Source organism: Nocardia sp. NPDC003269 (genome assembly GCF_042888005.1).
Classification (GTDB): Bacteria; Actinomycetota; Actinomycetes; order Mycobacteriales; family Mycobacteriaceae; genus Nocardia.
Genome location: NZ_JBIAPA010000001.1, coordinates 26234 through 39863, shown reverse-complemented (window position 1 = coordinate 39863; position 13630 = coordinate 26234). Strand labels below are relative to the sequence as shown.

Genomic DNA, 13630 nt, shown 5'->3' with positions numbered 1-13630 from the left:
TCGGATGGCGACCGCCCCACACGTGTGTCCTGGGGAAAGGATTGGATTTGGGCACCGACGGTGACGACAACGAGCGCGGCGACAAGCAACCCGCCGCCGGATTCGGTCCTCCCGTAGGCGATTTCGGGCCGCCTGTGGACGACGCGGCCACCGGTTTCGGTGGCCCGCTCGCCGCGGCGCCGCCGCCCGCGCCGCCCGGCGGTCACCCGGAGATGGGCTGGCGCCCGGCTGCCGCGCCGTCGTCCGCGCCCGGCCCGTTCGGCGCGCCGATCGCCGGGCAGCCGCCGGTCCCGCCGCCGCCCGGTCCGCCGACCATGCCCCCACGCCCGCCGGTCCAGCCCGCCGCGCCCACCTCCGTCTTCGGTGACGCCGTGGCCACCCCGCCGCAGTCCTCCTCGCCGTTCGGCGCCCCCGATCCGCGCATGAGCGCGCCGTCGGAGGACCAGACGGTCCGCTTCACCGGCGAGCTGCCGCGCCGGGAGGGTTCGCCGTTCGGCGACTCGGTCCCGGTCAACTCGGGCCGGGAGCACACCGAGGTGATCCGGCGCGAGCGGCCGACACCCCGCGCCCAGGCGCCCGCCGACACCCCCGCGCCCGAGACCGTGCGGGTGCCCGCGCCGGAGACGGTGCGCGCGCCGATCGCCGAGGAGCCCAGGTCCGACGACAAGGCCTGGTGGAACAGCCCCGACGAGGGCGGCGCGGTCCCGAAGCCGCCGTCAGAGCCCGGACTGTCCTGGGCCGACGACCCGATCGCCCGTCGCCTCGCGCCGAAGACCCCGGTGACGCCGGTCAGCGAGAAGCAGGACACCGACAAGCGCCGCCTGCGCTGGATCATCGGCGGCGCGGCGGCCGCGGTGCTGCTCGTCGTCGCCCTGATCCTGACGATCGCCCTGGTCAAGCGCGGTGGCGGCAGCGATCCCGGCGTGACCGCCGCCCCGATCCCGTCGATCGCCTCGCCCACCGAGTGCAAGTCGGTCTCCGAGGCGGCCGTCACCGTCGGCAACGGCCCCGGCGACACCTCGTCGGGTGCGAAGGCGATCCTGGGCTTCCAGTACGCCTTCTATGTCGACCGGTCCGGCGCGAAGGTGCGCGACTACGTGGCGCCGGACGCGGAGAACATCTCCACGGCCGAGACCATCCAGAAGGCGATCGACGAGCTCATCCCCGCCGGTTCCAAGCACTGCGTGAAGATGCGCGAGACCGCCACCGGCCGCTACGACGTGGAACTGCGCGAGTGGCATCCCGACGGTTCGGCGATCGTCTACAAGCAGGAGATCGTCACCACCAACACCGATGGGAAATGGCAGGTCAAGTCGATCACGGCGCGATAGAAGTCTCACTATCTGAGACCTCTATTTCACATTCTGGCGAGCGGTATGTAATCGTGGGATGATTGCGGTTCCGTGGCGTTCCCGGGAGGTTTCCATGTTGTCGACAACTCCAGCATTGGCGAGCAAGCTCGCGAGCCTGCAGAGCTCGGCGATCAGGGACCTGCTCAAGCTCACCGCGCGCGCCGACATCATCAGCCTCGCGGGCGGGCTGCCCGACGCGGCGCTGATGCCCCGCGAGCGGATCGCCGCCGCCGCGCAGAACGCGCTGGCGGACGCGGCGGTGCTGCAGTACACCGAGTCGCCCGGCTGGCCCGCGCTGCGCGCGGTGATCGCGGCGCGGGAGTCCGCGCGGATCGGGCGTGCGGTGCCGCTGGAGGACGTGTTCATCACCCATGGGTCGCAGCAGGCGCTGTCGCTGCTCGCCGAGGTGCTGCTCGATCCGGGCGCGTTGGTGATCGTCGAGGACCCCGCGTATGTCGGTGCGCTGCAAGTGTTCCGGGCCGCGGGCGCGCGGATCGTCGCGGTGCCGCTGGACGGCGACGGCATGCGCGTCGACGCACTGGAGGAGCTGCTCGCCGCGGGGGAGCGGCCCGCCGTCGTGCACACCGTCTCCAACTTCCACAACCCGGGCGGGGTCACCCTGGCGCCCGAACGCCGTCGCCGCCTCGCCGAACTCGCCGAGGCGCACGGCTTCTGGGTGATCGAGGACGACCCGTACGGCGAGCTCTGGTTCGACCGGCCCGCGCCCGACCCGGTCGCGAGCTACTCGCCCCAGGTGATCCGGCTCTCCAGCACGTCCAAGATCCTGGCGCCCGCCCTGCGGGTCGGCTGGATGGTCGCCCCCGACCACGTCTGTCGCGCCGTCGAACTGCTCAAGCAGGGCGCCGATCTCTGCGGCTCCGCGCTCACCCAGCAGATCGCCACCGAGCTGCTGACCGACACCGATTGGCTTGCCGCCCACGTCGATTCGGTCCGGGCCGCCTACGGCAGCCGGGCCCGCGCGCTGGTCTCGGCGGTCCGCGACACCTTCGGCGAGCGGGTGCGCAGCACCGACGCGACGGGCGGCATGTTCGTCTGGGTCGACTTCACCGACGGCACCGACACCACGGATCTGCTCCCCGCGGCCCTCGAGGCAGGCGCGGCCTACGTCCCCGGCGCGGCCTTCGCCGTCGCCGACGCCTACCGCTCGTCGATGCGGCTGTGCTTCACCACCTCGGACGAGGCGACCCTGGCCGAGGCCGTGGCCCGGCTGGGTCGCGCGCTCTGAGTCGTCAGACCCAGCCGTAGGTGCGTTCGACCGCCTTGTTCCACTCGGTGTAGCGCAGGATGCGCTCGTCGTCGGACATGGTGGGTGTCCAGGTGTGGTCGGCGGTCCAGTTGGCGCGCAGGTCGTCGAGGCCGGACCAGTAGCCGACGGCCAGGCCGGCCGCGTAGGCGGCACCGAGGGCGGTGGTCTCGCGGACCACCGGGCGGACCACGGGGACGTCGAGGATGTCGGCCTGGAACTGCATGAGCAGGTCGTTGCCGGTCATGCCGCCGTCGACCTTGAGGGTGGTCAGTTCCAGATCGAGCTGCTGGGCGGCGGCGTCGGCGCGCATGGCGTCGACGACCTCGCGGGTCTGGAACGCGGTGGATTCCAGTGCGGCCCTGGCCAGATGGGCCTTGGTGACGAACCGGGTCAGGCCCGCGATGACGCCGCGGGCGTCGGGCCGCCAGCGCGGCGCGAACAGCCCGGAGAACGCCGGGACGAAATAGGCGCCGCCATTGTCCTCGACGCTGCGGGCCAGCGGCTCCACCTCCTCGGCCGAGGCGATGATGCCGAGATTGTCGCGCAACCACTGCACCAGCGAACCGGTGACGGCGATCGATCCCTCCAGCGCGTAGACGGCGGGCTGGTCGCCGAGCTGATAGCACGCGGTGGTGAGCAGCCCGTGCTTGCTGATCACCGGCGTGGTCCCGGTGTTGAGGAGCATGAAATTGCCGGTGCCGTAGGTGTTCTTGGCCTCGCCCGGCGACAGGCACGCCTGGCCGAAGGTGGCGGCCTGCTGATCGCCGAGGATGCCGGCCACCGGCGCGCCCGCGAACGGTCCGCGGGTGATCTCGGCGTAGACCTCCGAGGAGCTGCGGATCTGCGGGAGCAGCGACATCGGGATGTCGAACTCGGCGCAGATCCGCGGATCCCATTGCAGCGTGCGCAGATCCATCAGCATGGTGCGCGAGGCGTTGGTGACGTCGGTGCGGTGCTCGCCGGTCAGGTTCCACAGCACCCAGCTGTCCATGGTGCCGAAACAGAGGTCACCGGCCTCGGCGCGGGCGCGCACACCGGGGACGTTGTCGAGGATCCAGCGCAGCTTCGGGCCCGCGAAATAGGTCGACAGCGGCAGGCCGGTGCGCTCGGCGTAGCGCTGCGGGCCCTGATCGCCCGCGAGTTCGGCGCAGAGCTGATCGGTGCGGGTGTCCTGCCAGACGATGGCGTTGTACACCGGTTCGCCGGTGGCGCGATCCCAGACGACGGTGGTCTCGCGCTGATTGGTGATGCCGATGGCGGCCAGGTCGCCCGCCGAGCAGCCCGCGTGCCCCAGCGCCGCGCCGAGCGCCCATTCGGTGTTGCGCCACACCTCCGCCGGCGCGTGCTCGACCCAGCCCGGTTTCGGGAAGATCTGGCGATGCTCCCGCTGCGCGGTCCCGACGATCCGGCCCTGCCGGTCGAAGACGATGCAGCGACTCGAGGTCGTGCCCTGATCGATGGCGGCCACATAGCGACGCATTGATGCAGGCTACCGAACCCCGGACCGGCGCTGCGCCGGCTTCGTCGGATGACACCACCGCGCCGACGCTCGCTGGTTTTCCGCACCGAATTCGCTGCCACGCCCCGCCACGGTCGGCCCGCGCGCCGCGCAGGCACTACGTTGAGGTTGTACGCAGCGGCGCCGGGACCGTGGACGGCGTCGACCCACTGTCGGCTGATTCCGACCGAGCGCGGTCGGCGGCGAGGAGTCGAGCATGTCGCAGACACCGGAGTTTCCGTTCCTGCACCCGGGGGAACTGGTCGCGGGCGGCCAACGGCTCGGGCCCGGTCAGCTCGGCCCCGACCAGCGCCGCGCCGCCTGGGAACGCCTCGGCAAGGACCAGTTCGACGTGCTGGTCGTCGGCGGTGGCGTGGTCGGCGCCGGGATCGCGCTGGACGCGGCAACCCGTGGCCTGTCGGTCGCGCTGGTCGAGGCCCGCGATCTGGCCTCGGGGACCTCGAGCCGGTCGTCGAAGATGTTCCACGGCGGCCTGCGCTACCTCGAGCAGCTCGAGTTCGGGCTGGTCCGGGAGGCGCTGAAGGAACGCGAACTGGCGCTGTCGACGCTGGCGCCGCACCTGGTGAAGCCGCTGCGCTTCCTGTACCCGCTGACCCACCGGGTGTGGGAGCGTCCGTACGTGGCCGCCGGTCTCACTCTCTACGACACCATGGGCGGCGCGAAATCCGTTCCGGGACAGCATCATCTGACCAGGCACGGCGCCATGCGGCTGGCGCCGGGGTTGCGCAGGGACGCGCTGATCGGCGGTGTCACCTACTACGACACCGTCGTCGACGACGCCCGCCACACCATGACCGTGGCCCGCACCGCCGCGCACTACGGCGCGGTCATCCGCACCTCCACCCAGGTCGTCGGGTTCCTGCGGGAGGCCGACCGGGTCGTCGGGGTGAAGCTGCGCGACACCGAGGACGGGCGCACCGGGGAGGCGCGCGCGAATGTGGTGATCAACGCGACCGGGGTCTGGACCGACGAGGTGCAGAGCCTGTCGCGGCAGCGCGGCCGGTTCCATGTGCGCGCGTCCAAGGGCGTGCACATCGTGGTGCCGCGCGACCGGATCGTCAGCGATGCCGCGATCATCCTGCGCACCACCAGCTCGGTGCTGTTCATCATCCCGTGGGGCGCGCACTGGATCATCGGCACGACCGACACCGACTGGAACCTCGACCTCGCCCACCCCGCCGCCACCAAGGCCGATATCGACTACCTGCTCGACCGGGTGAACGAGGTGCTGGTCACCCCGCTCACCCCCGCCGACATCGACGGCGTCTACGCGGGCCTGCGGCCGCTGCTGGCCGGGGAGAGCGACGAGACCTCCAAGCTCTCGCGCGAACACGCCGTGGCCCGCGTCGCGCCCGGCCTGGTGAGCATCGCGGGCGGCAAGTACACCACCTACCGGGTGATGGCCGCCGACGCGATGGACGAAGCGGCACAGGACATTCCGGCCCGGGTCTCGCCGTCGATCACCGAGAAGGTCGCGCTGATCGGCGCCGACGGCTACTTCGCCCTGGTGAACCAGACCGTGCAGCTGGCCGAGCACTACGGCGTGCACCCCTACCGGATGACCCACCTGCTCGACCGCTACGGCTCGGTGGTCGACGAGGTGCTGTCGCTGGCGGCGGGCAGACCCGAACTGCTGCAACCGATCACCGACGCCCCCGCCTACCTCCAGGTCGAGGCGGTGTACGCGGCCGCCGCCGAGGGCGCGCTGCACCTCGACGACATCCTGGCCCGGCGCACCCGCATCTCGATCGAGTACGCCGATCGCGGCGCGCACTGCGCCGAACAGGTCGCGCACCTGGTCGCCCCCGTGCTGGGCTGGGACGCCGACGAGATCGACCGCGAGGTGACCACGTACCAGGCGCGGGTGCGCGCCGAGATCGAATCGCAGACCCAGCCCGACGACATCTCCGCCGACGCGCTGCGGGCGGCGGCGCCGGAGCCACGGCCCCAGCTGCTGGAGCCGGTACCGCAGGACCGGTGAGCGGCCGCTAGACGGTCGCCCGCTGCAGGGCGGCCAGTTCGACGGCGTTGTGCGCGCAGAACACCTCGACCTCGTCGCCGTGGCCGCGCAGCAGTTCGCGCAGTCGCTCCTGATTGTCGATCCGGGCAGGCCCGACGGTCTGCATCAGGCGTTCGAACAGCGCGGCGGCGGGTGGCTGGTGCGGGTGCTCGAGATCGAGCTGACCGGGGTGGAAGTAGGCGTCGCCGACGGCGAACTTCCAGCCCGCCCCGGTGTCGATCGCGATGCCGGCGTGGCCCCGGGTGTGCCCGGCCAGCGGGATGATCAGTAGTTCGGCCGGCAGGCCGCGCAATTGGCGCACCGCGCCGAAGCCGAACCACGGCTCGCCGAGCTCGTCGTAGCTCTGCCAGCGCGGCTGATGCGCGAATTGCGCTGCGCGATAACGGAACTTCTCGCGCGGTCCGTACTGCCCTTCCAGTGCGCGCAGTTCCTCGTGGTAGATGTGCACGGTGGCCTGGGGGAATTCGGCGAGCCCGCCCGCGTGGTCGAGATCGAGGTGGGTGAGCACGATGTCGGTGACGTCCTCGCGGCGGTAACCGAGCGCCTCGATCCGGCGGGCGATGGTGCCCTCGAGCTCGAGCACGGGGCGGGTCATCCGGATGAAGCGGCGGCCGAGCCATTCGTCGGGACGCCGGACCGCGCCCTCGCCGATGCCGGTCTCGATCAGGACCAGCCGGTCGTCGAGTTCGACGAGGACGCAGTGGCAGACCATTTCGGCGCGGCGGGTGAGGCCGCCGACGCCGTCGAGCAGACGGCCGCCGAAGGGACGCATGGTGCCGCCGTCGAGGTGGTGCAGACGCATCAGGAGAGCTCCTGTTCGAGAGTGGCGCGCAGGTGGTCGGCCACCGCGCGCAGGGGGGTGAGGTCACGTCGGGTGCGGGCGAGCAGCAGTCCACCCTCGAGCATGGCCAGTGCCACGGTGGACAGCTCGTCGGCGCGCTCGTCGGGAATTCCCTTGGCGCGCAGGAATTCGTCGATGGCGGTGCGCCAGGAGTCGAAACCGGTGACGCAGGCTTCGCGGATCGGTTCGCTGTCGCCGCCCGCGTCGAGGGCGATGGTGGCGATCGGGCAGCCGCGCTGGAAGTCCGAGTCGGTGAGCATCGCGCCGAGGGCGGCGAAGACGCCGTCCAGATCGCCAGCCTCGAGCGCGGCGGTGAGCAGCGCGCGCAGGCTGTCGGCCGACTGGACGATGGCCTCGGCGGCGAGTTGTTCCTTGCCGCCGGGGAAGTGGAAGTAGAACGAGCCCTTGGGCGCGCCGCCCGCGCTGACCAGCTGGTTGACGCCGGTGGCGTGGTAGCCCTGGGTATGGAACAGGTCGGCGGCGGCGTCGAGGAAACGCTGCCGGGAGTCCGTGCGTGGGGTCACCGGCTCAGCGTAGCTCGAGTATGACGACCGGTCTAGTTAGTTGGTTCGGGTTGGCAGCGGGGACAGAAGTAGATGCCGCGTTCGCGCTGGGTGATGCGATCGGCGGGGTCGTCCTCGCCGAGCAGGCGCGAGACGATCGCGGTTCCGCAGCGTGGGCAGGGGCGGCGGGTGCGGCCGTAGGCCATCGGCCGCCAGGGTGGCTGGTGCGCGGCCTTGCCGAGCACCCGATGGGCCTCGTCGACGAGGGCGGGCAGGTCGCCGATGTCACCGACCGGCGTCGCGGGGTGGACGCGGCGCAGGAAGCAGATCTCGCTGCGGTAGATGTTGCCGATGCCCGCCAGATTGCGCTGATCGAGCAGGGCAAGGCCGATGGGGCGGCGCGGGTACTCGTCCAGCCTGCGCAGGGCCTCGGCGGCGTCCCAGTTCGGGCCGAGCAGATCGGGACCGAGGTGATCGATCACCGTGTGTTCCTCGGCGCGGGGCAGCACCTGGACCTTGCCGAGGGCGAAGCCGACCGCCTCGACCTCGTCGTTGGCCAGCACCACGCGCGCGGTGACCCGCGGCTTCGTCCAGCGCTGGCCGCAGTGGAACACCCGCCACTCGCCCTCCATCTTCAGGTGGGTGTGGATGCTCACCCGATCGGTCCGGACGAACAGGTGCTTGCCGTAGCTGCCGACCTCGGTCACCAGATCGCCGACCAGGTCGACCGTCGCGTACCGGGGGACGCGGAAGTCGCTGCGGGTGAGGGTCTTCCCGGCCAGGGCGGTGCGCAGGCGCTCGGCCGTGCGGAAGACGGTGTCGCCCTCGGGCATTCGGTTACACCTGCCTGCGCAGCCGCAGCCCGCGCGGGGTCATCGAGAAGCCGGACTCCACCAGGACGTCGGCGAAGGTGTTGCCGTGCACGGTCTCCCCGTTGATCTTGTCGATCACCAGGCCGTCGACCCGGCGGTCGTGCACCAGCCCGGCCAGCGCGGTCGCGGCCAGCCGCCGCAGCCCGGGGTCCTCGGTGAAGCTGAGCAGCGTCTTGCCGCCGCGCTCCACGTACAGCACCAGCTCGCCGCCGACCAGGACCACCAGGGCGCCCGCTTTGCGGCCGGGCCGGTGGCCGCCCTCGGCGTCGCCCTTCGGCCACGGCAGCGCGGCGCCGTACGGGTTGGCCGGATCGCAGGCGGCCAGGGCCAGGGCGACGCCGGGCTGGGCGGCGGTGCGGTCGGTGTCGAAGGACCGCAGCCGGTCGACGGTGTCGGTGGTGGAGAACTGGGCGCCGCCGAGGGTGTCGACGAAATAGCCACGGCGGCACCGGCCCCGGTCCTCGAACTCGGTGAGGACCCGGTACATGAGCGCGAAACCGCCGGGCACGCCTTCGTTCTGGACCGAGCCGCGGGTCAGCACGCCGTAGCGCTCGATGAGCTGGTCGGCGGTGGCGTGGGCGCGCAGGGTGTTGTCCCGCACCCGTTCCGGCAGGATCGACCAGCGCCCGGCCAGGGTCGGCGGGCCGGAGCGGGTCGGCATCGAGGGGCGCGGGAGGTAGGCGCGGCCGCGCGGGGCTCGGCGCGGGGTGCGGTGGGCGGTGGTGCTGCGGGCGGTGCCGGAGAGCAGGGCGCGCACGGGGGCGAAGGTGTCGCCGGAGACGTACCCGGCCCACACCAGTTGCCAGAGCGCGTCACCGACGGCCTTGTCGTCGAGCAGGCCGGTGGCGTCGGCGAGCTGGCGGAAGAAGTATGCGCCGCCGCCGTGCAGGGTGGGCGGGAGGCTGCGGGGGTTGTCCTGGCCCGCGGTCGCGGCGGCGGCCGAATCGCGGGCGGAGCTGCCGTTTCCGCGAGCCTTGCGGGCGGTGTCACCGTTGGGGGTGAGGGGAGCGGTGGCACCGTTGGTCGGCGCCGCCTCGGATTCGGCAGGCCCGGACGCCGCCGGCGCGTCGAGGTCGACCGTGGGCGGTTGCGGGGTGCGCGGTGGCCATGGCTCCAGCTGTGCGCCGAGGGCGGCCAGGAGGCCGAGCTGGATGTCGGTGGGGTCGATATCGTCGGGCGGCGGCAGCGTGAAGGGAGCCTGGTCGGCGAGGTGCAGGGCGATCCAGCCGTCGCGGGCGGTGATCGCGCCGTGCCCGGACCAGATCACCTCGCCGCTCGCCATCAGTTCGTCGAGCATGGCGGGGGTGTAGTCGCGCACCCGCATCGGCAGGATCAGCGACTCCCACGCCGAGGCCGGAATCGGTACGCCCGCAAGCTGTTCCACCACCGTGGCGACGCCGTCGATCCCGCGCAGCTCACCGGAGCCGACATGCTGCCAGGCGGGTAGGAAGCGGCCGAGGGCGGCGGTCGACACCGGCTCCACCTCGTGCCGGGCGGCGGCCAGCGAGCGGCGGCGCAACCGGCGCAGTACCTGCGCATCGCACCATTCGGTACCCGCCGTCGCGGGCGTGAATTCGCCTTCCACCACGCGCTTCTCGGCCAGCAGCCGATGCAGTGCGGTGGCGGCGACGGCCGCGCCGAGGCCGAACCTCGCGGCGACGTCGGCGGTGCCGAACGGCGCGTGGGTCCGCGCGTAGCGGCCGACGAGGTCGCCGAGCGGGTCGGGGACCGGTTCGATGAACGCGGCGGGCACACCGATCGGCAGCGGCACACCCAGGGCGTCGCGCAGGCGCGCGGCGTCCTCGATCGCCACCCACCAGGTGCGGCCGGCGAACGAAACTTCCAGTGCGCGATGGGCATCGCGCAGGTCGGCGAACCAGGCGGGCGCGTCGGAGTCGGCGAGCACGTCGGAGTTGGCGAGCACGTCGGAGTTGGCGAGCGCAGCGGAGTCGGCGGGCGCGTCGGAGCTGGCGAGCACGTCGGACAGGTGCTCGGCGGTGTCGTCGTGGCCGCGCGCGTCCGCGATCGGCGATCGGCGATCGGCCGTCTCGCTCTCGGCCGCGGCGGTGTCTGTGCCAGGGGGAGGACCGTCGGCTGCCGGATCGTGCGGGCCGCCGAGCGCGGCGTCGCGGTCCCGAGATTCGGCGTCGGGCGCGGCGCCACCGCGCCGCACGCAGCGGGCGGCGGCCTCGGCAGGGGTCAGCGGCCCGAGCAGGCGCAGCAGATCGGCCAGGCCCTCGGCGTCGCGGGCCCAGCGTTCCGGGGTGAGGCGCTGGAGTTCGCGTTCGGTCAGGGCGATGACGGCGGGGTCGAGGAGCTCGCGCAGTTCCACGCGACCGAGGAGTTCGGCGAGCAGGCTCGAGTCCAGTGCCAGGGCGGCGGCGCGGCGTTCGGCCAGCGGGCTGTCGCCGTCGTAGAGGAACTGGCCGATGTAGGAGAACAGCAGGGCGTTGGCGAACGGGGACGGGCTGGCCGTCTCGACGTCGATCAGCCGCACCTCGCGGCGGGCGACCTTGGTGAGCAGGTCGCGCAGCGAGGGCAGGTCGTAGACATCGCGCAGGCATTCGCGCACGGTTTCCAGCAGGATCGGGAAGTCCGGGAACTTGCGTGCCACATCCAGCAATTGGGCCGAGCGCTGACGTTGCTGCCACAGCGGTGCGCGCTTGCCCGGATCGCGGCGCGGCAGCAGCAGGGCCCTGGCCGCGCACTCGCGGAACCGGGAGGCGAACAGCGCCGAACCGCCGACCTGCTCGGTGACGATGTCGTCGATCTCGTCGGGTTCGAAGGCGAACAGCTCGGCGCCGGGCGGGTCGTCGGTGGTGTCGGGCAGGCGCACCACGATGCCGTCGTCGGACGCCGTCGGGGCCGCGTCGATGCCGAAGCGTTCCTGGAGCCGCGCGCCGACGGCCAGGGCCCACGGCGCGTGCACCGGGGTGCCGTAGGGGGAGTGCAGGACCAGGCGCCAGTCGCCGAGTTCGTCGCGGAAGCGCTCGACGACCAGGGTGCGGTCGGTGGGCAGCCTGCCGGTGGCGGCGCGCTGTTCCTCGAGCAGTCCGACCATATTCGCGGTCGCGTTCTGGTCCAGGCCCGCGGTCCGGACGAGCTGTTCCAGCCGTGCCGCAGCGGCGTCCGGGCTCTCCGCGCGTTTCGACGAGCGAGTCTTGGTGGTTTTCCCCGCGTTCCCATCCGGCACCGACTCGGCGCTCCGAATACCGGCAGTTGTCATCGAATTGTCCTGTGACGCAACCGATCCGGGGCGCACTCCCATGTCCGCGACGATCCGGGACAGCTCGTCGGCCGACACCTGACCCGCCGTCCGCACGAATTCCCCCAGGGCGGTGCCCAATTCGGCCGGGCGGCCCAGGCTGTCGCCGTGCCAGAACGGCAGCCGGCCGGGGAGTCCGAAGGCGGGCGAGACCAGCACCCGGTCGAAGGTGATCTCCTCGATCCGCCAGCTGGTGGCGCCGAGCGCGAACACGTCGCCCACCCGCGACTCGTAGACCATCTCCTCGTCGAGTTCGCCCACCCGGGAAGCCTTCTCGCCCACCATGAACACCGCGAACATGCCGCGATCGGGGATGGCGCCGCCGGAGGTGACGGCGAGGCGCTGTACGCCGGGGCGGCCGGTGAGGGTGCCCGCATCGCGGTCCCAGACCACCCGGGGACGCAGTTCGGCGAACTCGTCGGACGGGTAGCGGCCGGCGAGCAGGTCGAGCACGGATTCGTAGGCCGAGCGGGGCAGGTTCGCGTAACTGCCGGTGCCGCGGACGATGTCGAACCAGCCGTCGACATCGATCGGTTCGAGCGCGCACGCCGCCACCGTCTGCTGGGCCAGGATGTCGAGGGGATGCGCGGGGATCTGCAGCAGTTCGATCTCGCCAGCGAGCATGCGCTGGGCGGCGACGGTGCAGTGGATGACATCGGTGCGGTGCTTCGGGAACAGCACGCCGCGCGAGACCTCACCGACCTGGTGCCCGGCCCGGCCCACCCGCTGCAACCCGCTGGCCACCGAGGGTGGCGCCTCCACCTGCACCACCAGGTCGACCGCGCCCATATCGATGCCCAGTTCGAGGCTGCTGGTGGCGACCACACAGCGCAGGCGCCCGCTCTTGAGGTCGTCCTCGATGATCGCGCGCTGCTCCTTGCTGACCGAGCCGTGATGGGCCCTGGCCAGCAGCTGCTCGGCACCGTGGATCACCTCGGTGGACGGGCCCAGCTGGGCGGGCGGCGCGTGCTCGGTGTCCACCGGCTCGCCCAGCCGGGCCGCGTAGGCCTCGTTGAGCCGCGCGGTCAGCCGTTCGGCGAGCCTGCGCGAGTTCGCGAACACGATCGAGGACCGATGCTCGAGCACCAGGTCGACGATGGCCTCGTCGACATGCGGCCAGATCGACCCCGGCTGCTCGGAATCGCCGGGATCGGTCATATCGGCCACCGGGACCCGCACCGAGAGGTCGAAGGTCTTCGGCGCGGGCGGGCGCACGATGGTGATCGGCGCCGCGCCCACCAGGAACCGGCCGACCTCCTCGGGCGGGCGCACCGTCGCCGACAGGCCGATCCGCTGCGCGGGCCGCTCGGTGAGCTGGTCCAGCCGGGCCAGCGACAACGCCAGGTGCGCGCCGCGCTTGGTGCCGGCGATGGCGTGCACCTCGTCGACGATCACCGTGCCGACCTGGGCCAGGCTCTCCCTGGCCGCCGAGGTGAGCAGCAGGAACAGCGACTCCGGCGTGGTGATGAGGATGTCCGGCGGCGTCCGCTGCATCGCGCGCCGCTGCGCGGGGGTGGTGTCGCCGGAGCGCACCCCCACCGAGATCTCCGGCGGGTCCAGCCCCAGCCGCTTCGCCGTCTGCGTGACCCCCACCAGCGGCGCCCTGAGGTTGCGCTCGACGTCCACCGCCAGCGCCTTGAGCGGCGAGACGTAGAGCACCGACGTCCCGCGCGGGGTCCCCGGCTCCGGCGCCGGCCGGGTGGCCAGCTGATCGATGGCCCACAGGAACGCCGAGAGCGTCTTGCCCGACCCGGTGGGCGCGACGACCAGTGTGTGCTCCCCGTCCGCGATCGCCTGCCACGCCCCGAGCTGGGCCGACGTCGGGCCGGCGAAGGCCCCGTCGAACCACTGCGCGGTAGCGGGCGAGAACCGATCCATAGCGTTCAGTGTGCACCGGCCCACCGACAACCCTCGTCGACGCGCGGCCCGCGCCCCCACCACACCGAGCCCGGTGGCGGGCTGGTGGCAGCGTGAATGTGACGAACGCTACT

At 72.2% G+C, this 13630-nt stretch carries 8 protein-coding genes; 3 read left to right on the top strand and 5 right to left on the bottom strand.

The genetic code is table 11. From position 1 onward, the window contains the following. Positions 1 to 47: 47 nt before the first annotated feature. Positions 48 to 1331: a hypothetical protein gene (locus ACFYWJ_RS00170; protein WP_355271649.1), complete on the top strand. Its 1284-nt coding sequence runs from the start codon at positions 48 to 50 to the stop codon at positions 1329 to 1331. A 94-nt stretch (positions 1332 to 1425) separates the two neighbouring features. Next, the gene (locus ACFYWJ_RS00165) at positions 1426 to 2598 is read left to right on the top strand and encodes a PLP-dependent aminotransferase family protein (RefSeq protein ID WP_355271651.1); all 1173 of its coding nucleotides are present in this window, start codon (positions 1426 to 1428) and stop codon (positions 2596 to 2598) included. A 4-nt stretch (positions 2599 to 2602) separates the two neighbouring features. On the opposite strand, the gene glpK is transcribed toward ACFYWJ_RS00165, so the two are convergent. After that, entirely contained in the window at positions 2603 to 4099 is a 1497-nt protein-coding gene (glpK, locus tag ACFYWJ_RS00160) for a glycerol kinase GlpK (protein WP_355271653.1), read from the bottom strand. A gap of 235 nt (positions 4100 to 4334) precedes the next feature. Between glpK and glpD the strand changes: the two genes are divergently transcribed. Next, positions 4335 to 6119 carry a glycerol-3-phosphate dehydrogenase gene (glpD, locus tag ACFYWJ_RS00155; protein ID WP_355271655.1) on the top strand — a complete coding sequence of 595 codons (1785 nt, stop codon included), beginning with the start codon at positions 4335 to 4337 and terminating at the stop codon, positions 6117 to 6119. 7 nt (positions 6120 to 6126) lie between these two features. Here the strand turns inward: glpD and ACFYWJ_RS00150 are convergent, their stop codons facing one another. From ACFYWJ_RS00150 to ACFYWJ_RS00135, 4 genes are read right to left on the bottom strand one after another with little or no spacing between them, the layout of a single operon-like run. Beyond that, positions 6127 to 6960 carry an MBL fold metallo-hydrolase gene (locus ACFYWJ_RS00150; protein ID WP_355271657.1) on the bottom strand — a complete coding sequence of 278 codons (834 nt, stop codon included), beginning with the start codon at positions 6958 to 6960 and terminating at the stop codon, positions 6127 to 6129. Then, positions 6960 to 7523 carry a TetR/AcrR family transcriptional regulator gene (locus tag ACFYWJ_RS00145; RefSeq protein WP_355271658.1) on the bottom strand — a complete coding sequence of 188 codons (564 nt, stop codon included), beginning with the start codon at positions 7521 to 7523 and terminating at the stop codon, positions 6960 to 6962. Before ACFYWJ_RS00145 ends, ACFYWJ_RS00150 begins: the two co-directional genes overlap by 1 nt. Before the next feature lie 32 nt (positions 7524 to 7555). After that, entirely contained in the window at positions 7556 to 8335 is a 780-nt protein-coding gene (locus tag ACFYWJ_RS00140; protein ID WP_355271660.1) for a DNA-formamidopyrimidine glycosylase family protein, read from the bottom strand. Between the two features lie 4 nt (positions 8336 to 8339). Further along, a complete protein-coding gene (locus ACFYWJ_RS00135) occupies positions 8340 to 13517 on the bottom strand; it encodes a DEAD/DEAH box helicase (protein WP_355271662.1) in 5178 nt (1725 codons plus the stop codon). Between the last annotated feature and the right edge of the window lie 113 nt (positions 13518 to 13630).

Excerpts from the sequence above, each read along its gene's own strand:
- ACFYWJ_RS00140 (WP_355271660.1), bottom strand. The coding sequence starts at position 8,335 with ATGCCCGAGGGCGACACCGTCTTCCGCACGGCCGAGCGCCTGCGCACC.
- ACFYWJ_RS00135 (WP_355271662.1), bottom strand. The coding sequence starts at position 13,517 with ATGGATCGGTTCTCGCCCGCTACCGCGCAGTGGTTCGACGGGGCCTTC.
- ACFYWJ_RS00165 (WP_355271651.1), top strand. The coding sequence starts at position 1,426 with ATGTTGTCGACAACTCCAGCATTGGCGAGCAAGCTCGCGAGCCTGCAG.
- ACFYWJ_RS00150 (WP_355271657.1), bottom strand. The coding sequence starts at position 6,960 with ATGCGTCTGCACCACCTCGACGGCGGCACCATGCGTCCCTTCGGCGGC.
- glpD (WP_355271655.1), top strand. The coding sequence starts at position 4,335 with ATGTCGCAGACACCGGAGTTTCCGTTCCTGCACCCGGGGGAACTGGTC.
- glpK (WP_355271653.1), bottom strand. The coding sequence starts at position 4,099 with ATGCGTCGCTATGTGGCCGCCATCGATCAGGGCACGACCTCGAGTCGC.